We start from the raw sequence: 19981 nt of genomic DNA on the forward strand, positions 1-19981 counted from the left end.
AAAAACGCTACTGCGGAATACGCGGAATCTCGCGCGTTTGGGCGGCGATCCAGTGCAGCGGGATCTGGATCGCGACGCGCGTACCGCCGCGGGCATCCGGGCCCCAGGTGATGCTGCCGCCGAGCTCTCCCTCGATGAGGGTGCGCACGATCTGCGTGCCGAGGCCGTCACCGACGGTGCCGCCGGGCAGGCCCGTGCCTGTGTCGATCACCTCGACAACGAGGCGATCTTCGGTACGATCGGCTGTGATGTAGACATCGCCCTCGCGGCCCGCGAGGCCGTGCTCGACCGCGTTCGTGACGATCTCGGTGAGCGCGAGCGCGAGCGGGGTCGCGTATTCAGAGGGCAGCTCACCAAAGGAGCCCTCCTTGTGGGGGTGCACAGTCGTGCCGTGCAGGCTCGCCACCTCGGCGGCGAGCCCCAGCACCCGGTCAAATACGACGTCAAAGTCGACGATCTGCGACAGGCCCGTCGAGAGCGTGTCGTGCACGACCGCGATCGCGGCGACGCGACGCATCGCCTGCCCGAGCACTTCTTTGGCCTCCTCGCTGCGCGCACGCCGCGCCTGCACGCGCAAGAGCGACGCCACGGTCTGCAGGTTGTTCTTCACGCGGTGGTGAATCTCGCGAATCGTCGCGTCTTTGGTGATGAGCTCCTGCGCCTGCAGTCGCAGGTCAGTGACGTCGCGGGTGAGCACGATACCGCCGACCCTGGTGCCGTCTTCGATCACCGGAATCGAACGCAGCGCGACCGTGCGGCCGCGCGCATCGATCTCGACGCGCTTCGAGATCTTGCCCTGCGCAACGAGCGGCAGTGACTCGTTCGTGTCGAACTGGCCCTTGACGATTTCGGCGATGACCTCGCTAAAGTTCTCGCCTTCGATCTCGTCGCGAAACCCGAGCGCGTTGAACGTGGTCTGAGTGTTGGGGCTCGCGAACGTGGCGACGCCCTTGAGGTCGAGTCGTACGAGACCGTCTGAAGCTCGTGGTGCGCCCTGTTCGCCGCCGCGCGAATCAAGGTGGGCGGGGAAGAGCCCCGTGCGAATCATTGCGAACAGCTCGCTCGACACCTCGTAGAACGCCGCGCCGATGCGTGACGCCTTCTGTGTGTCAACAACGCTGGAGTGACGCGTGACGACGGCGAACGGGCCTCGAATCCCCGTGTCGTCGGTGCGGCTCACAGAGTAGGCGGTGAGGCGCATCGGGTTTTCTTCGAACCACGCGGGTGACGTTGATTCGACCGGCTCCCCCGTGACCATCGCTTCATCGACCAGTTCGCGCCAGTCGGGGCGCAAGAAATCACCGATCACATCGCGGTAGAACAGTGTTACCGAGCCGGCTGGGCGCGAGTGTGCGATCGCGAGGTAGTCGCCGTCTTTGGTCGGCGCCCACAGCACGACGTCACTCAGGGCCAGATCTGCGAGCAATTGCAGATCAAGCGAGAGCGTTTCAAGCCACTCGATTTCTGGCTCGTCGAGGGTCGAATACTTGGTCGCAAGGTTACGCAAAGTCGCCACAGCTTAAGCGTAGAGCACCCCGCTTACAGCGGAGAGCAATCCTGCGTTCGTGTCGCGGCTTGTGTCGCGGCTTGTGCCTCCCGGCTGGGCCGTATGGGCCGCCTAGGACTACGAGGTTCGACATCATACGTCGTATCGGACTGGATTTCGATCAACAAAACACGTCAAAATTGGTGAGTGCGCCGTGTTTGCTTGACGAGTGTAAGTAAACGAATTCTATGGTTGGTTCCCACACCACACCCCGCCGCTTCAAGATCAACGAGCGATCGCGCGGAGGAAGCACAAGGGGTCTCGAATTCAAGGGGGAAACCATGTCGCAGGCCCTGCGCACAACTCGGCCAACACGGCCCACTCGCGAGTTAGCTCGCGAGTCAGCTCACAAACCAGAAGAAACGACAATGCCCGCTTCTTCGCCCGCAGCGTCGCCCGCAGCGTCGCCCGCCGCGGCTCAACCTCCGCCGCGCCACCTCCGCCGCGCCGAAAACCCAGACCTGCACTTCAACGAGGTCGCGTTCGACACGAGTGAGTCCACCGACGTGCCCGCGCCAGAGCCGAAGGTGATTCAAAAGCTGGCGCTCTACGCGTTCGAAGCGCTCGAGGGTGTGCGCTCGGTCGCGCAGCTGGCGGGCTGGGTCACTCCGGCTGTTGCCACCGCGCTTCAAAACCGTCGCGCGGCTCGCACCGAGCGGCGCACACTGTACAGCGACCACCGGCGAGTCGTTGCGACTCCCGGCCCGGTACACATAGACCGACCTGTGCCGCATGTCATCGAGGCAGCGCTGTCACTACATGCCGTTCCACGCACACTGCCGGTTGCGATGCGGCTTGAACATCGCAACCGGCAGTGGCAGATCACCGAATTGGTGGTGATGTGACAGCTGAACTAGTTTGCGGGCGCTTCGGCGGGGCTGCGCTCAGCGCGCAGCTTCGCCACCTCGTACAGTGCGACGCTCGCCGCGATACCTGCGTTGAGGGACTCGGTGACCGCCTGAATCGGAATCGACACAATCGCGTCACACGTCTCGGTGACGAGACGCGACAGCCCCTTGCCCTCGCTGCCAATCACGAGCAGCAGCGGGCGATCGGCCAGCTCAAGCCCGGGTAGTTCAAGGTCACCGCCGCCGTCGAGACCGACAACGAAAACACCCTGCTTCTTGAACTCCTTGATGGTCTGCGTTAGGTTCGACGCCATCGCGACGGGAATACGCGCGGCCGCGCCGGCCGAGGTCTTCCATGCCGCAGAGTTGAGGCTGGCTGAGCGGCGCTGCGGCACGATGACAGCCTGGCCACCAAACGCACCCACCGAGCGAATGATCGCGCCCAGGTTGCGCGGATCGGTAATGCCGTCGAGCGCTACAAACAGCGGGGTCTTGTTGTTTGCAATGACCTCGTCAAGCACTTCGAGGGGGTTCGAGTACTCCATCGGCGGCACCTTCAGCACGACGCCCTGGTGCACTGAATCGCGCTCGACCATGCGGTCCATTTCAGGGCGCATGATCTCGAGCACCGCGATCTGACGGTTCGTCGCAAGACGCAGAATCTCACGCATGCGGTCGTCCATCTCGACGCGCGCCGCGATGTAGAGCGTTTTGGCAGGAATCTTCGCGCGCAGCGCCTCGAGCACAGCATTGCGGCCCGTGACCAGCTCGTTCTCGTCTTTACTGCGCTGTCCGCGACCGCGTTCGGGCGCGCGCCCGGTGCGCTCGGCGTGCCGCTTCTTGGCTGCCTCGTAGCGATCGCGTGAGGCCTTGGCCTTGTGTGCCGGGTGGTACTCGCGGTCTACCGCTTTAGGGGTGGGGCCGCGGCCTTCAAGCCCCTGGCGCCCTTGACCGCCGGAGCCGACTGCCTTGCCCAGGCCCTTCTTGCGCACGGCGCCCGTGCGATTACTCTTGTTACTCATGTCAGGCTCCAACGGGTTTGATGTGGCGTGTCTTCCAGCGCGATTCCTGCGTCAAGCAGACGGTCGCGAATCGCATCGCTCGTAGCGAAGTCTTTCTGTGCGCGCGCCTCGGTGCGCTGCGCGATAAGTGTCTCAATGAGCGCGCCCAGCGCGTCGCTCGCCGCGTCTGCTGCGTCAGTTCCGGATCCCGCTGCCCACGGCGTAGCGCGAGGGTCGAGGCCCAGTACGTCGAGCATCGCAACGACCTCGCTCGCCCGGGCCAACACGGTGTCGATGTCGCCGCCGTCGATCGCGGTGTTGCCCGCCCGCACAGCCTCGTGCACCGCGGCCAGAGCTTGCGGCACACCGAAGTCGTCGAGCATCGCCGCGGTGAATGCCTCGGGCAGGCTGCCTACTGTCGCTGTGCCCGCAGCGGGACTTAAGTAGAGTGCCGCGCGGGCTTCGCCCTCGTGCCGGTCTGCGTGAGTCGCGGCCACGGCCTCCCATGCCCGCTCAAGAAAGCCCTCGATGCGTTCGAACGCGGCGGCCGCCTCGGTGAGCGATGTGTCAGAGAATTCGAGCACCGAGCGGTAGTGGGCAGACCCCAGAAAGTAGCGCAGCACGATGGGCCTGGCCGCCTCGAGCAGGTCACTCGCGAAGAGCGAGTTGCCGAGCGACTTCGACATTTTTTGTCCGCCCGTGTTCACGAGTCCGTTGTGCACCCAGTGCCGCGCAAACTCGTGCCCGGCCGCGCGCGACTGAGCAAGCTCATTCTCGTGGTGCGGAAACCGGAGGTCGAGCCCGCCGCCGTGAATGTCGAACGCCGTGCCGAGGTACCGGGTTGCCATCGCCGAGCACTCGATGTGCCAACCAGGGCGGCCCGCGCCCCACGGCGATGCCCACGCTGCCGACTCGGGCTCGGTCTCTCGGTACGCCTTCCACAACGCGAAGTCGCGCGGGTCACGCTTACCCTTAGGTTCGGCGTCTGCCGCGTCTTCCATGTCATCACGACGCTGGCGCGTGAGCTCGCCGTACGCGTCCCAGCTGAGCGTGTCGAAATACACGTTCGCGGTGCCGTCGTCTGCCTGGTACGCATGACCACGGGCGATGAGCAGTTCGATCAACCCGATCATCTCTGCGATGTTGGCAGTGGCACGCGGCTCGTAGGTCGGCGCCAGCACACCGAGTGCATCATACGCCGCCGTGAACTCACGCTCCACACGGTACGCGAGCGCCCACCATTCTTCAGAGCTGCCCTCTCGCTGGCCGAGGCGGGCATTGTCAAGAATCTTGTCGTCGATATCGGTGACGTTGCGAATCAGCGTCACATCATGTCCTGTCGCGGCAAACCAGCGACGCATCTGGTCATAGACAAGCGCGCTGCGCAGGTGCCCGATGTGAGGCGCCGACTGAACCGTGGGGCCACACACGTACAGGCCCACCTTGCCGGCTTCGCGGGGGGCAAAGTCGACGAGCGCCCCCGCGCGCGAGTCATAGATGCGTTGTTTCACCCTGACAGCCTACCTTGCGTCGGTGTGGGCTTGGATGCAAGAAACCGCGAGGGCGTGCGGGCCCGCGCTCCGGGCCCGCACGCGAGTCAATCGATCGACCCGCTCAAGAAGAACTGCATTTGCTTCGCAACGCTCACGGCGTGATCGCCGAATCGCTCGTGGTACCGGCTCGCGAGGGTCGCGTCAACCACGCCAGTGGGGTTACCCACCAGTTTGTCGCTGAGCACCTTCTCGAACACCTTGGCGTGCAGCTCGTCAAGGTCATCGTCGAGGTCCCGCACCTGGTCGATCACGTGCGGCTCTTGCGTGCGCAATAGCTCCACGATCAGCCCCGCCATTTGCACGTCGAGCGCACCCATGCGCACAAACGTCTTCGACAAGCCGGCCGGGATCGCGCTTTCGGGGTAACGGTATCGCGCAAGCTGAGCGATGTGCTGCGCAAGGTCTGCCATGCGCTCAAGCGAGGAGCCCATGCGCAGAGCGCCCACGACAAGCCGCAGGTCTGACGCGACGGGCTGTTGCCTCGCCAGAATGTCGATTGCGAGCTGATCCAGCTCTGCTGTGAGCAGCTCAATCTGATCGCTGCCGTCGATCACGCGCTCAGCACGCGCCACGTCAGACTCACCAAACGCGCCGGTGGCGTCGCCGATCGACTCTTCAACGAGCTCAGCGATCTTCACGAGCCGCTCTTGCACCTCACGCAGCGACTGCTGAAATACTTCGCGCATTCAGATTCCTTTCAAGTTGCGTGGCGGCCGAAACTGCGATCGATCGCAGGCGCACGCCACCTCACAAGTGTGAACGGGCTGGGTAAACCGTACCGCACCGGCAGGTGAACAACGGTTGAACTTCACCTTTCGTGCTCACCGCGCCCCCTACGATGAGAGACATGGAACCCACCGCCCTCGTGCTCGCTGCCACCGCACTCGGGGCCACGGCCGGCACAGGCGCGACGCTCGGCATCATCGGTGCACGTCGCGCAGGCCGGCTGCGATCGGCCGAGATGCGCCCCGAGCTGCCCGAGGTCGTGACCACCCTGCTCGACGAGATCGACGCGTTTGCCGTGATTCTCGACTCATCGCTCGCAACTGTATACGCGAACCCCACTGCTCGTGAAGAACGCAACATGAGTGACGATGAGCTCGGCGCCCCCTCGTTTTTGGCGCGCGTGCGGCGTGTGATGTCTTCGGGCGTTCCCGACACCCACGAGCCCGATCCCGCCGACCACACCGACAACGTGCGCACGCACCTGTTTCGATTGCAGAGACGCTTCGTCGTCGTCCTTGCAGAGGACCTCGGCGAAGAACAGCGCGTAAACGCGATGCGTCGCGATTTCATCGCCAACGTGAGTCACGAACTCAAAACCCCCATCGCCGCCATCGGGCTGCTCGCAGAGGCAGTGCAGCAAGCCGCAGATGACCCTGAACTCGTACGCGAGTTCTCAAAGACGCTCGTCAAGGAATCACGCCGTTTGGGCTCGCTCTCGCGCGACATCATTCAGCTATCAGAGGCGCAGTCAGCGCTGCGCCCCGAGGACCGCGAGCGCGTCGACATTCGCCTGCTCGTGCGTGGCGAGGTCGACGCGCACCGCGCCCTCGCCACACAAAGCGGCATCACGCTCGTCATCACCGACGCAGACGACCGCGAGCGCGATGCGAGCCTGATGGGACGGCCCGCGGCGCTTGCAGCCGCGGTGGCAAACCTCTTGAGCAACGCGATCCGGCACTCGAACGAGGGCGAGCGCGTGGGCATCGGCATGACGTTCGAGAAGAAGCGGTTCGTGGTGACCGTGACCGATCAGGGCGAAGGAATTGCCGGTGAGCATTTGTCGCGCATTTTCGAGCGTTTTTACCGCGTCGATGAGGCACGCAGCCGCGATGGCGGCGGCACGGGGCTCGGCCTAAGCATCACACGGCACACGATGCGCGCCCACGGGGGCGACGTCGACGTGTGGTCACAGCCGGGCGTGGGGTCGAGTTTCACCCTCACATTTCCGCTGCACGAAGACTCAGACGACCGCCGTAAGCGCGCCAAGAAAAAGGTCAAACGCGCTCTTGATCGAAAGGACCCCAAGTAGTGCCCCAGCACATTCTGCTCGTCGAGGACGAAGAGTCGATCTCGCGCCCGCTCGCCTTTCTGCTTGAGCGCGAGGGGTACCAGGTGACAGTCGCTGGTGACGGTGCGGCCGCGATCACCGCGTTCGCCGAAGTCTCACCAGGCCTCGTATTGCTCGACCTGATGTTGCCCAACGTGCCGGGCACCGAGGTATGCCGCACGATTCGCCAGACGTCGCAGGTACCCATCATCATGCTCACCGCGAAAGACAGTGAGATCGACATTGTCGTGGGGCTCGAGTTAGGCGCAGACGACTATGTCACGAAGCCCTACTCGACCCGTGAGCTGCTCGCGCGCGTACGCGCTGCGCTGCGCCGCGGCGCCGCTGCCGCTCCCGAGCCGGCAGAGCCAGAGGACTCGCTCGTGATCGACGAGCTGGGCATCAAGCTCGACGTCGAGCGGCACACGGTGCTCGTACGCGGTGACGAGACCGCCATGCCGCTGCGCGAGTTTGAACTGCTCGAGATTCTCATGCGTCACGCTGGTCGCGTACTCACACGCGGGCAACTGATCGACCGCGTGTGGGGCAGTAACTACTACGGTGACACGAAGACTCTCGACGTGCACATTAAACGTATTCGCGCCCGCATTGAAGAAGAGCCTTCGAAGCCGCGACTCATCTCAACGGTGCGCGGCGTGGGCTATCGCTTCGGGTAACCCGCTCACACACAAGAACGCCCCTGGCCGCGGCCCGGGGCGTTCTTGTGTGTGAGCGCTGTTCGCGCTGACGCGAAAGCTACTTCTCGTCTTCTTCGATGTCGTCGCCGACCTTCGACTGCGAAGCTGCATCGTCTTCTGCGACAACCTTCTTGTCGTCGGCCGTCTCATCGGCCTTCTGCGAGAAGTTTGCCGGCAACACGTAGTCGCGGTACTCCGCGAGCGTGCCATCGAGCACGGGCACGTTGTGCTCCACCTCGGGCGCGCCAGCGAGCTGGAAGTACGTGCTCACGGTCGAACCGACCATGAGGCCGGGCATGCTCACGAGCACGGGTGCGACCTCGCCTGCGGGGTTACCGAAAGCGGTCGTGCCGACGGGAACAGTGAACTCGGCGATCGCCTTGTCACCGTTCTCGGCAACGAAGCTCATAGTGATGACCTGTTCCTGGCCGGTGCGGTTCATCGCGGTGTACACCACGTTGAAGTTCTCACCGGTCTCGTCGGCGACGAGCAAGATGTTGCGCACATCAATGCCCTCGACGTTCACGTCAACACCGTCACTGGGTGCGTATGGCTCAAGCGTGCCCTGGGGCGCGATCAGGCTGCATCCTGTTGCGCCCAGCGCAAGCGCTGCAGCAAGAGCAATGGATGAGGCGATCCGAATCTTCAAGGTGGTCCTCCGAGCCGTGGGTCGATTCGACATCGTGCGCGGCGAGCCGCAAGCACGGTTTGAATCCATCATAACCGCGTCCACCGACGTGGCGCAGCTTAGGCAAGCCTAACCCACCCGCAGCGAATGTGGTATTCTAGTGGTTGGACTGTAAAGGAGCCACTCAATGCAATTTGAGGTCGGAGAGACTGTTGTCTACCCCCACCACGGTGCCGCCAAGATCATCGAGGTAAAGAAGCGCAAGCTCGGCGGAGAAGAGAAGCTCTTCCTAAAGCTGCAGGTCAACCAGGGCGACCTGACGATTGAGGTTCCGGCTGAGAACTGTGATCTGGTTGGCGTTCGTGACGTCATCGATAAGGCCGGTCTCGAGGAGGTGTTCGAGGTGCTGCGCGCCCCGTTCACCGAGGAGCCTACAAACTGGTCACGCCGCTACAAGGCAAACCTTGAGAAACTCGCCTCTGGCGACGTGATCAAGGTGTCCGAGGTTGTGCGCGACCTGTGGCGCCGCGACCAAGAGGTGCGCTCGCTGTCGGCTGGCGAGAAACGCATGCTCGCGAAGGCTCGTCAGATTCTCGTGTCAGAGCTCGCGCTCGCCGAGAAGACCGACGAAGAGAAGGCTGGCGAGGTTCTCGACCAGGTTCTCACCTCGTAGGCTGAGCAACAGGCTGCATCGCAGCCGCACCGCAATATTAAAAGGCGCCCCGCACTTGTGCAGGGCGCCTTTTGCTGTCTCTGCTTGCGCCGCTGCCACTGCAGCGGCCACGCGAGTACCCTTGAGCTATGAGCAGCTCTGCGCACTCCCCCAACGAAACTCAGCCCCACACGCTCGCGTCACTCGGCGTGGTGCTTGTGGCAGCCGGGCGCGGCGAACGCCTCGGCGCCGAGGTACCCAAGGCGTTCTTCGAGCTGCACGGGCGCGCCCTACTCGAATTCAGCACGGCGGTCATCACCTCGCTGCCGCACCCCGGTCAGCTCGTGATCGTCGCTCCCGAGTCTCACGCGGCAGACGCCCTCGACATTATCGACGCGGTGCTACCCGAAGGCTCGTTGTGGGAGGTGTCTGTGGTGCCTGGGGGACGCGAGCGACACGAATCCGTGCGGTTTGGGCTCGCCGCGCTCGGTGAGTCCGTCGACACCGTTCTCGTGCACGATGCGGCGAGGCCGTTTGCGAGCGCCGCCCTGTTCGAGCGCGTCATCGCCGAAGTACATAAGAGCGGGGCGGGCGTTATCCCCGCACTGCCCGTCGTTGACACGATCAAGCGCATCGACTCCTCGGGCGTCGTCCACGAGACCGTCGACCGCTCGGCGCTGGTCGCTGTGCAGACCCCGCAGGGCTTTCCGCGCGACGTGCTCGAGTCGGCACACGCCACCGCGCAGCTACACGGCGACCTCCCGACCGACGACGCCGAGCTTGTGCAGCGCGACGGCGGCATCGTGCGCACCGTGCCCGGCGAGATGCAGGCGCACAAGCTCACGTCGCCGGCAGACCTGCCGGTGCTCGAACATTTTCTCTCGGCAAACGCAGCGGGCCTCGGGAGCGATGCGTGATCCGCGTGGGCACGGGGTTCGACACCCACGCGTTCGACCCAGCGGCGCCGCTGTGGCTGGCGGGCCTCGAGTGGCCCGGTGAGCCTGGCCTGTCGGGCCACAGCGACGGCGATGCGGTGTGCCACGCTGTCGTCGACGCGCTGCTGTCTGCCGCAGGTCTCGGCGACATCGGCGGTCTCGTGGGGGTCGACCAGCCTGAAACCGCTGGCGCCGCAAGCACCGGGTTCGTGCGGCTCGCCCTCGAACGCCTCGCCGCTGATGGTTGGCGTCCGGTCAACGTCTCGGTGCAGATCATCGGCAAGCGGCCCAAGTTCGCGCCGCGCCAGGGCGAGGCCCAGGCCGTCATGTCTGAGCTCGTCGGCGCGCCCGTGTCGCTCGCCGCGACCACGACCGACGGCCTCGGGTTCACTGGCCAAGGCCTGGGCATCGCGGTGATCGCCAACGCGCTCATCGAGCGCGCTTAGGCTCCGGATCAGCGCTCACCCGGCGAGCGTTACGCTGATGGGCCGTAGGATCGCCGTATGGCTCTGATCTATTCCACGACCTTGCGCCCCTCAAAGCTCGAACTCATCGCGAGTTGGCTGCCTGGCCAAGACTGGTTTCACGGTGACGTTTCACTTATCGAGGCCGTCGGCGCTTATCGCTTCGACGACCCCGAGGGTGAGGTTGGCATAGAGGGGCACCTGCTGCGGGCAGGCGATGACACCGTCTATCACGTGCCGCTCACTTACCGTGGAGCACCGCTGGCGGGTGCCGAGGCGGCACTGCTCGGTACCGTCCAGCACGGCGTGCTCGGTACCCGCTGGTTCTACGATGCCACGGCCGACCCCGTCTACGCAGCGGTGCTGACCGACACGATCACGGGCGGCGGGCGCGAAGCGCAGGAGTTCGTCGTCGACTCCCCCGAGGCCGAAGCATCGCCCCGTGAAACAGTGACTAAGGTGTGGGGTTCGGGCTCTGCTGGTTCGACGCTCGGAGCCGCGCTTCCCAATGCGGGCAGACTTGAGGTGCTGCGCGAACTCGGCAGCGCCACCCCCGAGTCCCCCTACGGGTGGGTGCTGCGCGGCACGTGGCCCGGCCTCAAACTGCCGGCCCTCTTCGCAGTCATCCACGAGGGTTAGCTTCGCGGTCGCACTCTGGCCCCTGCGCGCCGAAAATATGCGCGACTACTTCCGCTTCTGACCCCGGGTTAAACGGAAATAGTCGCGCATATTTTGGTAACGAACGACATACCCCAGATACAAAAGATCCGGGCCCCGGGCGTACGCCAGGGATCCGGATCTTTTGAATTACTGCCGAGCGAGCTAGGCAGCGTAGGAGCCGACGAGACGCACTGCGCCTCCGTCGACGCCCTTGGCACCCTGCTCGAAGCCGGTGAAGTCGCGCTCAGAGGTCGAGATCTGACCGGCGACCCAGGTGTCGAGCCCCTCGGCGGTCAGCGCCGCGGCGACGTGCTGCGCCTTCGCGCCGTCGACGACGGCGAACATGCCGACTCCAAGGTTCCAGGCACCCTCGAGCGACTCGAGCGAGTGCCCGCCCAGCTCAGCCAGGTGGCGGAACACCGGCAGCGGCGACCAGCTCGCGCGCTCGACCTCGACCCAGGCGCCCTGCGGCAGCACGCGGGCCAGGTTCGCAGCGATGCCACCGCCGGTGACGTGGCTGAGGGCGTGAATCGCGCCGTCGAGCGCGGGATCCTCGAGCACGCGCAGCAGCGGGCTCGTGTACAGCGCTGTCGGAGTAAGAAGCGCCTCGCCGTAGGTCGCGCCGAGCTCGTTCGAGTGCTGCTCGTAGCCGATGCCCTTCTGCGAGAGGATGTGGCGCACGAGCGAGTAGCCGTTCGAGTGCAGGCCCGACGCCCCCATCGCGAGCACCACATCGCCGTCCTGCACCCGGCCGGGGTGCAGCATCTTGTCGGCCTCGACCACGCCCGTCGCGGCGCCCGCCACGTCGTAGTCGTCGACGCCGAGAAGCCCGGGGTGCTCGGCGGTCTCGCCGCCCGTGAGCGCGGTGCCCGTAGCCTCGCACGCCTCAGCAATACCGCGCACGATATCGGCGATGCGCTGCGGCACCACCTTGCCGCACGCGATGTAATCGGTCATGAAGAGCGGTTTCGCGCCCACCACGACGATGTCATCGACGACCATGGCCACAAGGTCTTGGCCGATCGTGTCGTGCTTGTCGATCGCCTGCGCGATCGCCACCTTGGTCCCGACGCCGTCGGTGGAGCTGGCCAGCAGCGGACGCTTGTAGCCAAGGAGCGCGGACGCGTCGAACATGCCTGCAAAGCCACCGACACCCCCCAGCACCTCGGGGCCGTGCGTGCGCGCCACGGCCGACTTCATGAGCTCGACGGCGAGGTCACCCGCCTGGGTGTCCACTCCGGATTGGGCATAAATCGACGTGTTTTCGGTCACCCGTCAAGGATACCCTGCCCGTACGCCGAGTGCGTGCCCCTGTGAGTGTTCACGTCATGGTTACGTGTGCGAAACTAGAACCTGCGCGCAAACTTGCCGCATCACCCATCTCGCAGGGAGCAAACACCACAGCATGTGCGGCATCGTCGGCATCGTTTCCACTGAGCACGTCAACCAGCAGGTCTACGACAGCCTGCTGCTTCTGCAACACCGGGGTCAAGACTCCACAGGCATCGCCACACTCGACGGTGACTTCTTTCACATGGTGAAGGCGAAGGGCCAGGTGCGCGAGGCGTACCGCACCCGCGATATGCGCAGCCTCACCGGATCGGTTGGTCTCGGCCACGTGCGCTACGCCACTCGCGGCGACGCAGAACGCGAAGAAGAAGCCCAACCGTTTTACGTGGGCGCGCCGTACGGCATCATCCTGGTGCACAACGGCAACCTCACGAACACGCGTGAGCTCACGGCAGAGCTCTACAACGTCGACCGCCGCCATCTCAACACGCACTCTGACACCGAACTGCTGCTCAACGTGCTCGCGCACGAGCTGCAGGACGGCATGACCGGGCCGCAGCTTGATGAAGAGCAGGTGTTCTCGGCTGTGTCGCGCCTGCACAAGCGCGTCGAAGGTTCATACGCGTCGATCGCGATGATCGCGGGGTACGGCCTACTCGCGTTTCGCGACCCGTTTGGCATTCGCCCGCTCGTATTGGGCCGCCGCGACTCAGCGAACGGCAAAGACGAGTGGATCGTCGCCTCAGAGTCGCTCGTACTCGAATCGGGTGGCTACGAGGTAGTACGCGACGTCGCCCCAGGCGAGGCGATTTTCATCTCGCAAGACGGCACGATGGCATCGCGGCAGTGCGCTGAGAACCCGCAGCTGATTCCGTGTGCGTTCGAATACATCTACCTCGCTCGCCCCGACTCGGTGCTCAGCGGTATTTCGGTGTACGACAGCCGGCTGCGCCTGGGCGAAACCCTCGCAGAGCAGGTTGCGCGCGAGATCCCCATGGGCGATATTGACGTGGTCATGCCGATTCCCGAGTCGGGTAGGCCGAGCGCCATGCAGCTCGCCCACAAGCTAGGCATTGACTACCGCGAGGGCTTCTTCAAGAACCACTACGTCGGCCGCACCTTCATCATGCCCGGCCAGGCCGTACGCAAGCGCAGCGTACGCCAGAAGCTCAACACACTCGGTGTCGAGTTTAAGGGCAAGAACGTGATGCTCGTTGACGACTCAATCGTGCGCGGCACCACGTCGAAGGAAATCATCGAGATGGCGCGCGCCGCGGGCGCTAACAGCGTCACCTTTGCGTCGGCTGCCCCGCCCGTGCTCTACCCGCACGTGTACGGCATCAACATGCCCACCCGCGCCGAGCTGATTGCGCATAACCGCAGCAACGACGAGATCAACGCAGCCATGGGCAGCGATCGACTGCTCTACCAGACGGTCGAAGGCATGAACCGCGCAATTCTTTCCGGCCAGGAGGCCGTAACAAAGCTCGAGGAGAGCTGCTTCACGGGTGAATACGTCACCGGCAGCATCGACGCCGAGTACCTCGCCTGGGTTGAGGCAACGCAGGTCAGCTAGTCCCCAGCACAAATAAGAAACCCTCGGCGCCGGGCGCCGAGGGTTTCTTATTGCAGCTCGTGCGAGCTAGGCCTTCTTGTCGTCGGCGTCGGGCGCCTTTGGCGTAGAAGGCTCAGCGGGCTCTGCCGGCTCTGGCGCAGCGGGCTGAGCAGGCGCGGCCTCAGCAGCAGGCGCGGTCGCAGTGGTCGTCGCGGGCCCCGTGGCCTGCGCATCAGACGCATTCGAAGTGGTTGCGCCAGCGTCGTCGCCGCGCACCTCCTTCTTGAGAATCTTCATCGACTGGCCGAGGCTCTTCGCAAGCCCGGGCAGCTTGGGAGCGCCGAACAACAGCAGAACGATGAAGAGGATGACAAACATCGTGGGGCCGGAAAGATTTCCGAACATTCGGGTGAACTCCGATCGTAGGCGTCAGGCCAGTAACTCAGTCTGGCCAGTATGACAGGCTGGCTTAGCTCTGGGGCGTTGCGTCGTGCGAGGCGGGTTTCGTCTCGTCGGTGTCGCCGCTCACTTCTTTCTTCAGAATGCGCATTGACTGGCCCAGGCTTTTCGCGAGCCCCGGCAGCTTGGGAGCCCCGAACATCAACAGCACGACAAACAGAATGGCAAACAAGTGCATTCCGGTCAGGTTTCCAAGCATCAGTGGGCTCCGCTCAACGTAGGTAACGCGATTATCGCACGTCAGTCTGGATCGCCACACCACTGCCAGTACGGCGCTTTGCAACGAATCCCAGCACGACGCCGAGGAGGCCCCCCACGCCCAGGCCGATCACGCCGCCGATGAGCGCCATAAACCCTACTGCCTGGCCAAGCGTGTAGTTCGCGTCGGGTGCGACGGGCATCAACGCGCTCACCATCATGGCGACGATCGCACCCACGATGCCGAGCGTCACAACAATACGGCCGTATCGCACCCCGCGCACGAGCGTCACCTCGCGTTCGACCTGGTGCACGATCGGCTCGTGCGGCGCTTCGGCGTGCTCCTCACCCTCGGCAGCATCCTCAGTCGTAACGCCCTCGGCGGCAGTATCTACTGCCGGATCAGGGTGCCCCGTCACCGCAGCGTCAGTTTCAACCGGGTTGCCGTTCTCGTCGCGCGGCGCGTCGGCCACGGGCTCTGGGGTGTTCATGGTCTCCATTCTCGCAGGCTCTGCCTGTGCATCTGGCGGGTTTCAGCGTCCGAGCGTTTGCACTCATGCAGGAGCGCTGATCTCCTGCACAAGCGCTGCGGCTAAACCGCCCACGCCCTCAAGCCCCAGACCCTAATCTTGGGCGCGCATGACGGGCAGAAGCCCTTCGAGGGTGGCGCGCGATCCGGACGCCACGACGCGAGCCGCGCTCACGGCGTCGTCCCAGCTGAGTGAGCCGGTTGCGAGCCCCAGCCAGGTGTCTGGGCTCATCTCGATCACATTCGGCGGTGTGCCGCGGGTGTGCCTGGGACCTTCGACACACTGGGTCGCGCCGAACGGCGGCACGCGCACCTCAACCGTGTTTCCCGGCGCGATCGCCGCGAGCTCCTCGAGCAGATATCGCACCGCGGTCGCTACCGTGGCCCGCGGCGCCCCACCGGCGCTGCCTGCTCCGACAGCACCGGTTGCCGAGCTTGCGCTGCCCGCAGCCCGCACGATTGCGAGCGCCGCGAGCCCATCTTCGTCTGAAATTCTTCGTCGTGCCACACCCCCAGGATAAGCTGGGCACCGTGAAAATCCTCGTCTTGGGGCCGGGTGCCCGCGAACACGCCATCGTCCTTGCCCTCCTCGCTGAATCTGCCGACCATGAGATCGTCTGCGCACCCGGAAACGCGGGCGTCGCCGCGAGCGGTGTCGAGGTCGCTGAGCTCGATTACACAAGCCCCGCCGCGGTCACGCCCTTCGTGGCTGAGCGCGGGTTCGATCTCGTGATCATCGGCCCCGAGGCGCCGCTGGTCGCCGGCGTGGCCGATCCGCTGCGGGCCGCGGGCATCGCGGTGTTTGGTCCGGATCAGGCCGCCGCCGCTCTCGAGGGTTCGAAAGCATTCGCCAAGCGCATCATGGATGAGGCGGGCGTGCCGACCGGGCGCGCCGTGCAGGTGACCTCGGTCGACGATGCTGCCGCGGTGCTCGATGAGTTTGGCGCGCCCTACGTGGTGAAGGCTGACGGTCTCGCCGCGGGTAAGGGGGTGCTCGTGACGAGCGACCGCGACGCTGCGCTCGAGCATGTTGCCACTTGGGCACCGAAGGGTGACGTGCTCGTCGAGGAGTTCTTGGACGGGCAAGAGGTGTCGCTGTTCTTCTTGGCCGACGGTCACGACGTGCTGCCGCTGTCGCCCGCGCAGGACTACAAGCGCATCTTTGACGGTGATGAGGGCCCCAACACGGGCGGTATGGGCGCATACTCGCCGCTGCCCTGGGTCGCAGATGGCTTTGTCGAAGAGATCACCCGCGACGTCGCAATTCCCACCGTGCGCCAGCTCGAAGCCGAGGGCACACCGTTTGTCGGGCTGCTGTACTGCGGCCTGATCGTCACGTCGAAGGGCGTGCGTGTCATCGAGTTCAATGCTCGTTTTGGTGACCCTGAGACCCAGGTCGTGCTTGCACGCATGGAGTCGCCGCTGAGCGAGTACCTGCTCGCGACGGCCGAGGGGCGCCTGGCTGCTCTGCCCGCGCCGACCTTCTCGCCCGACCCCGCAGTGATCGTTGTGGTCGCGAGCGAGGGCTACCCCGAGACCGCCGTTACCGGCCGCGAGATTACGGGGCTTGCTGCCGCCGAGGCGGTGGCCGGTGTGCACGTCGTGCACGCTGCGACCGAGCGCGGCGACGATGGTTCGTGGGTGTCGACCGGCGGCCGCGTACTGGGTGTCGTTGCACGCGGCGCCGACTTTGCTGAGGCTCGCGCCCGCGCCTACGAGGCGGTCGGCGAGATCTCACTCGAGGGGTCCCAGCACCGCACCGACATCGCCGCTCGCGTCGCACACTAGCGCGGGCTGACAGGTACCTCCCCGCGCGAAGTCGCGAGTGTCGCCCAGCCAGGCCAGCGGGTACCCCGTTTTACGGTAACTCCCCACACAAAGTGGCGAGTCGGCGTCGAAATGACGAGACGGCATCGAAAACACGTGTTTTCGATGGCGTCTCGTCATTTCGATGCCGTTTGGCTCTCACCCGACTCAAGCTGGCCCTGTGAGCCTGCTCGGCGCTGTCCACTGAAGTGTATGAGTTCGAGTCAGATGTATGAGTTCGTGGCCTCGCGGTGCCGCGATCCCGTACGCTTCACTCGAACTCATACACTTCAGTGGGTGAAAGAGCGAATCTGCTGCAGAGATGTCCGTTTGATAGGGCACGTTGCCTCAGCTGTGGCAGGGGTGCGAGCGCGGCGCGGCCGCGAGCTTAATGTTGCTGGTTCGACAGTGTGCCGCCTCGCCAGCGTGCTGGCGCTATAGTCCGCGCAGCAGCGAATCGAAGTCTGGCTCTTCTGGCTCGTCGTCGCTGTCACTATCTCTGTCACTATCGCTGCCGTTGCCGTTACCGCTGTCGCTGTCGGCTGCGGTTGCGGCTGCAGCTGCAGCTTCGGCTTCGGCTTCGGCTTCGGCGCGACCGTTCTTGGCATTGACGGCGGGCACAAATTCGATGCGCGGCAGCGCCACCGTGTCATCGCTCACCTCGGCGCTGCTCGCACCGGCATCACTCACACCGGCGCCACCCACACCGGCGTCACCCGCACCGGCGCCGCCCGCACCGGCATCACTCATACCGGCATCACTCACACCGGCGCCGCCCGCACCTGCGCCGTCACCCGACGCGGCTTCGACTGGGGGGCCGGGCAACACGAGCGGCACGAGGTTAGGGTCAAGCTCGACCTCGTCAGAGTCGCCAAACTCGCGGTCCATCAAATCGCGATCTATAACCTCGCGCCTTCGTGCGGCGTGAAACATAAGCGCGTCAGCGGCACTCTGGTCGCTCTGGTCGCTCTGATCACCCTGGCGTTCTGGTTCTGCAGTCGCCGACCGGCCGTCTGCCTCCGATGACACGTCAGTCGCCGAAAACTCTTCAGAGATCGAAAACTCCTCAGCGATCGATGCCTCCTCCGCGATCGAAGGCTCCTCCGCGATCGAAGGCTCCTCCGCGATCGACTGCTCCTCAACTACTGACGCTTCGCCCTCGAGCGACTCCCCGCCCTGTGGCAACTCGATCGGGCCGGTCACCAGCTCGAGACGATCGCCAACGCTCGGTTCTGCGTCTACCTCGATCGGCGCAAGTTCTGCTTCGTGAGTGAGTTCACCCTCGACCGTAAGCGGAGCCCGCTCGAGGTCGGCAGCGCTTGCCGCATCAGTCGCGATGCCGCTCGCGACAGCGGGCGCGGTGGTAGCAGTAGCGCCAGCACCAGCAGCAACACCAACACCAGCAGCGCCAGCGGCGGTAGCGCCAGCGGCGGTAGCGGCGGTAGCGGTAGCGGTAGCGGCAGCGGCTTCATCGAGACTTGCCTCTGCTAGCGCCGTCACGAACCTGTTCCAGTCACGGCCGGCCGCGTCAGCGCGCACCGCGCCGCCCGGCAGCGCGTCGAAGCCTGTCTCGGTGACCGTTACCCCTGTGTGGTGCCCCTGCGAGCGCAGCGTGATGAGCACGGCCGAGCCACGCTCCTCACCGGGCACGCTCCAGGTGAAACCGAGAGCGTGACCGTTCACCCACACGTCAACTGTGCCCGCGAGTTCGCGCGCCGACTGTAACTGTGCCGACTGTAACTGCGCCGGCTGTGACACGGCGTTGGCGCCCGAGTCAACAGCAGCACCAGCACCAGCAGCATCACCAGCACCGTCTACAACGCGACCCGCCTGGCGCACCGCTCCGCCGATACCCGGCTCAAGCTCGAGCGTCTGCCACCACTGCGACCGCAGTACAGGGTCGGTCAAATGCGCCCAGACAGACGCCCGTGAGGCTTTGGTGCGGCTTCTCGCAACGACTGGACCCAGCGGAATCATAGTGCTCCTTCGTCAAACGCCACGGGCCCGCGCCCGCGGTGTTCCTAATAACAGAACTTTAGTCCATGGCCCCTAAAGTCACCCCAGGCGGCGCGCGGCATGCAAACGAGTGCGAGAATGGAAAGGTGACGAAGCTTCCCACTCCAACAACTCTGCCCGGATGGACCCACATTTACTCGGGCAAGGTACGCGACCTGTACGTGCCTGAGAGCGGCCCCGACGGCTATTTGCTGGTTGTGGCCAGCAACCGCATCAGCGCGTTCGATTTTGTGCTCGAGCCGCCCATCGAGGGCAAGGGCGCGGTGCTCACTGAGCTCTCAAACTGGTGGTTTGAGCGCATCGACATGCCCAACCACCTGGTGCCTCACACACCCGACCTGCCCGAGATTCCCGCAGACGTCGCCGCGCGCGCGATGCTCACCCGCAAGCTCGAGATGTACCCGATCGAATGCGTTGTACGCGGCGCGCTGACCGGCTCGGGTTTTGCCGAGTACCAGCGCCTCGGCTCGGTCTGCGGCATTGAGCTGCCCACCGGCATGCAAGACGGCGACCTGCTCGACCCCCCGATCTACACGCCCGCGTACAAGGCGCCCCTCGGCGAGCACGACGAGAACATCACCTATGAGAAGAGCGTCGAGCTCGTAGGCGCCGAACTCGCGAGCCAGCTGCGTGACGCGTCGATTGACATCTTCACCAAGGCCCGCGACCTCGCAGCACAAAGCGGAGTCGTACTCGCTGACACGAAGTTCGAGTTTGGTCGCGACCCCAAAACCGGTGAGCTCGTGCTCGCCGACGAGGTGCTCACGAGTGACTCGTCACGCTACTGGGACGCCGCCAAGTACGCAGACAAACATCTTCCCCGCGCAGAGCGCCTCGCGTCGTTCGACAAGCAGATCGTGCGCAACTGGCTCAGCGCCAACTGGGACAAGCAGGGCAGCCCGCCCGTGCTGCCGCAGGAGATCGTCGATCGCACGCTGGGGCAGTACCGCCAACTGCTCGAGCGGCTCTCGGGGCAGGCTGATCCGGATCAAGGAACGGCCTAACCACCCAAGCAGCCAGCGCAGCAACCCCGCTGCGCGTACTGCCGAGCACAGGGGCGCTGGCAGCGCCGCCAGTGTGCGAGAATTGA

General features: G+C 64.8%; 21 protein-coding genes. 10 read left to right on the plus strand and 11 right to left on the minus strand.

Annotation, left to right across the window (positions count from 1 at the left end):
* Window positions 1–7: 7 nt before the first annotated feature.
* Window positions 8–1516, minus strand: coding sequence for a sensor histidine kinase (locus tag ACXR2W_RS03490; protein WP_458812025.1), 1509 nt, complete (start codon window positions 1514–1516; stop codon window positions 8–10).
* A gap of 398 nt (window positions 1517–1914) precedes the next feature.
* On the opposite strand from ACXR2W_RS03490, the gene ACXR2W_RS03495 reads away from it, so the two are divergent.
* Window positions 1915–2391 (plus strand): Rv3235 family protein, encoded by a 477-nt coding sequence (locus ACXR2W_RS03495; protein WP_458812028.1) that lies wholly within the window; start codon window positions 1915–1917, stop codon window positions 2389–2391.
* Window positions 2392–2399: 8 nt separating this feature from the next.
* Here ACXR2W_RS03495 and rlmB read toward each other — a convergent pair whose 3' ends face one another.
* From rlmB to phoU, 3 genes are all read right to left on the minus strand, one after another.
* Window positions 2400–3416, minus strand: a complete 1017-nt coding sequence (gene rlmB / locus ACXR2W_RS03500; RefSeq protein WP_458812031.1) for a 23S rRNA (guanosine(2251)-2'-O)-methyltransferase RlmB — start codon at window positions 3414–3416, stop codon at window positions 2400–2402.
* Window positions 3413–4906: a cysteine--tRNA ligase gene (cysS, locus tag ACXR2W_RS03505; protein WP_458812034.1), complete on the minus strand. Its 1494-nt coding sequence runs from the start codon at window positions 4904–4906 to the stop codon at window positions 3413–3415. The genes rlmB and cysS overlap by 4 nt, the downstream gene beginning before the upstream one ends.
* Window positions 4907–4992: 86 nt before the next feature.
* On the minus strand, window positions 4993–5634 hold the full coding sequence (gene phoU / locus ACXR2W_RS03510; protein ID WP_458812037.1) for a phosphate signaling complex protein PhoU: 642 nt from the start codon (window positions 5632–5634) through the stop codon (window positions 4993–4995).
* A gap of 161 nt (window positions 5635–5795) precedes the next feature.
* Here phoU and ACXR2W_RS03515 point away from each other — a divergent pair, with 161 nt between their 5' ends.
* A complete protein-coding gene (locus ACXR2W_RS03515) occupies window positions 5796–6983 on the plus strand; it encodes a sensor histidine kinase (protein ID WP_458812040.1) in 1188 nt (395 codons plus the stop codon).
* Window positions 6983–7678, plus strand: coding sequence for a winged helix-turn-helix domain-containing protein (locus ACXR2W_RS03520; protein WP_458812043.1), 696 nt, complete (start codon window positions 6983–6985; stop codon window positions 7676–7678). Before ACXR2W_RS03515 ends, ACXR2W_RS03520 begins: the two co-directional genes overlap by 1 nt.
* Before the next feature lie 79 nt (window positions 7679–7757).
* On the opposite strand, the gene ACXR2W_RS03525 is transcribed toward ACXR2W_RS03520, so the two are convergent.
* Window positions 7758–8348 carry a DNA modification methylase gene (locus ACXR2W_RS03525; RefSeq protein ID WP_458812046.1) on the minus strand — a complete coding sequence of 197 codons (591 nt, stop codon included), beginning with the start codon at window positions 8346–8348 and terminating at the stop codon, window positions 7758–7760.
* A 166-nt stretch (window positions 8349–8514) separates the two neighbouring features.
* Between ACXR2W_RS03525 and ACXR2W_RS03530 the strand changes: the two genes are divergently transcribed.
* The 4 genes from ACXR2W_RS03530 to ACXR2W_RS03545 all read left to right on the plus strand — a co-directional run bounded on the left by ACXR2W_RS03530 (window position 8515) and on the right by ACXR2W_RS03545 (window position 11017).
* Entirely contained in the window at window positions 8515–9000 is a 486-nt protein-coding gene (locus ACXR2W_RS03530) for a CarD family transcriptional regulator (protein WP_458812049.1), read from the plus strand.
* Between the two features lie 128 nt (window positions 9001–9128).
* Window positions 9129–9896, plus strand: coding sequence for a 2-C-methyl-D-erythritol 4-phosphate cytidylyltransferase (gene ispD / locus ACXR2W_RS03535; RefSeq protein ID WP_458812052.1), 768 nt, complete (start codon window positions 9129–9131; stop codon window positions 9894–9896).
* Window positions 9893–10360: a 2-C-methyl-D-erythritol 2,4-cyclodiphosphate synthase gene (gene ispF, locus ACXR2W_RS03540; RefSeq protein ID WP_458812055.1), complete on the plus strand. Its 468-nt coding sequence runs from the start codon at window positions 9893–9895 to the stop codon at window positions 10358–10360. Before ispD ends, ispF begins: the two co-directional genes overlap by 4 nt.
* A gap of 57 nt (window positions 10361–10417) precedes the next feature.
* A complete protein-coding gene (locus ACXR2W_RS03545) occupies window positions 10418–11017 on the plus strand; it encodes a CG0192-related protein (RefSeq protein ID WP_458812058.1) in 600 nt (199 codons plus the stop codon).
* Between the two features lie 183 nt (window positions 11018–11200).
* Here the strand turns inward: ACXR2W_RS03545 and purM are convergent, their stop codons facing one another.
* Window positions 11201–12310: a phosphoribosylformylglycinamidine cyclo-ligase gene (gene purM, locus ACXR2W_RS03550; RefSeq protein ID WP_458812061.1), complete on the minus strand. Its 1110-nt coding sequence runs from the start codon at window positions 12308–12310 to the stop codon at window positions 11201–11203.
* Between the two features lie 133 nt (window positions 12311–12443).
* Between purM and purF the strand changes: the two genes are divergently transcribed.
* Entirely contained in the window at window positions 12444–13904 is a 1461-nt protein-coding gene (gene purF / locus ACXR2W_RS03555) for an amidophosphoribosyltransferase (protein WP_458812064.1), read from the plus strand.
* A 66-nt stretch (window positions 13905–13970) separates the two neighbouring features.
* Here the strand turns inward: purF and ACXR2W_RS03560 are convergent, their stop codons facing one another.
* The 4 genes from ACXR2W_RS03560 to ACXR2W_RS03575 all read right to left on the minus strand — a co-directional run bounded on the left by ACXR2W_RS03560 (window position 13971) and on the right by ACXR2W_RS03575 (window position 15577).
* Window positions 13971–14288, minus strand: coding sequence for a twin-arginine translocase TatA/TatE family subunit (locus ACXR2W_RS03560; RefSeq protein WP_458812067.1), 318 nt, complete (start codon window positions 14286–14288; stop codon window positions 13971–13973).
* 64 nt (window positions 14289–14352) lie between these two features.
* A complete protein-coding gene (locus ACXR2W_RS03565; protein WP_458812070.1) occupies window positions 14353–14520 on the minus strand; it encodes a twin-arginine translocase TatA/TatE family subunit in 168 nt (55 codons plus the stop codon).
* Between the two features lie 52 nt (window positions 14521–14572).
* A complete protein-coding gene (locus tag ACXR2W_RS03570; RefSeq protein WP_458812073.1) occupies window positions 14573–15031 on the minus strand; it encodes a hypothetical protein in 459 nt (152 codons plus the stop codon).
* Window positions 15032–15163: 132 nt separating this feature from the next.
* A complete protein-coding gene (locus ACXR2W_RS03575; RefSeq protein WP_458812076.1) occupies window positions 15164–15577 on the minus strand; it encodes a sterol carrier family protein in 414 nt (137 codons plus the stop codon).
* Window positions 15578–15600: 23 nt separating this feature from the next.
* Here ACXR2W_RS03575 and purD point away from each other — a divergent pair, with 23 nt between their 5' ends.
* On the plus strand, window positions 15601–16857 hold the full coding sequence (gene purD / locus ACXR2W_RS03580; RefSeq protein WP_458812079.1) for a phosphoribosylamine--glycine ligase: 1257 nt from the start codon (window positions 15601–15603) through the stop codon (window positions 16855–16857).
* A 453-nt stretch (window positions 16858–17310) separates the two neighbouring features.
* Here purD and ACXR2W_RS03585 read toward each other — a convergent pair whose 3' ends face one another.
* Window positions 17311–18783, minus strand: coding sequence for an SRPBCC family protein (locus tag ACXR2W_RS03585; protein ID WP_458812082.1), 1473 nt, complete (start codon window positions 18781–18783; stop codon window positions 17311–17313).
* A 194-nt stretch (window positions 18784–18977) separates the two neighbouring features.
* On the opposite strand from ACXR2W_RS03585, the gene ACXR2W_RS03590 reads away from it, so the two are divergent.
* On the plus strand, window positions 18978–19895 hold the full coding sequence (locus ACXR2W_RS03590) for a phosphoribosylaminoimidazolesuccinocarboxamide synthase (RefSeq protein ID WP_458812085.1): 918 nt from the start codon (window positions 18978–18980) through the stop codon (window positions 19893–19895).
* The last annotated feature ends 86 nt before the right edge of the window (window positions 19896–19981 follow it).

Source organism: Leucobacter faecis (assembly GCF_054456695.2).

Excerpts from the sequence above, each read along its gene's own strand:
- ACXR2W_RS03495 (WP_458812028.1), top strand. The coding sequence starts at position 1,915 with ATGCCCGCTTCTTCGCCCGCAGCGTCGCCCGCAGCGTCGCCCGCCGCG.
- rlmB (WP_458812031.1), bottom strand. The coding sequence starts at position 3,416 with ATGAGTAACAAGAGTAATCGCACGGGCGCCGTGCGCAAGAAGGGCCTG.
- phoU (WP_458812037.1), bottom strand. The coding sequence starts at position 5,634 with ATGCGCGAAGTATTTCAGCAGTCGCTGCGTGAGGTGCAAGAGCGGCTC.
- ACXR2W_RS03515 (WP_458812040.1), top strand. The coding sequence starts at position 5,796 with ATGGAACCCACCGCCCTCGTGCTCGCTGCCACCGCACTCGGGGCCACG.
- ACXR2W_RS03530 (WP_458812049.1), top strand. The coding sequence starts at position 8,515 with ATGCAATTTGAGGTCGGAGAGACTGTTGTCTACCCCCACCACGGTGCC.
- ispD (WP_458812052.1), top strand. The coding sequence starts at position 9,129 with ATGAGCAGCTCTGCGCACTCCCCCAACGAAACTCAGCCCCACACGCTC.
- ACXR2W_RS03545 (WP_458812058.1), top strand. The coding sequence starts at position 10,418 with ATGGCTCTGATCTATTCCACGACCTTGCGCCCCTCAAAGCTCGAACTC.
- purF (WP_458812064.1), top strand. The coding sequence starts at position 12,444 with ATGTGCGGCATCGTCGGCATCGTTTCCACTGAGCACGTCAACCAGCAG.
- ACXR2W_RS03560 (WP_458812067.1), bottom strand. The coding sequence starts at position 14,288 with ATGTTCGGAAATCTTTCCGGCCCCACGATGTTTGTCATCCTCTTCATC.
- ACXR2W_RS03565 (WP_458812070.1), bottom strand. The coding sequence starts at position 14,520 with ATGCACTTGTTTGCCATTCTGTTTGTCGTGCTGTTGATGTTCGGGGCT.
- ACXR2W_RS03570 (WP_458812073.1), bottom strand. The coding sequence starts at position 15,031 with ATGAACACCCCAGAGCCCGTGGCCGACGCGCCGCGCGACGAGAACGGC.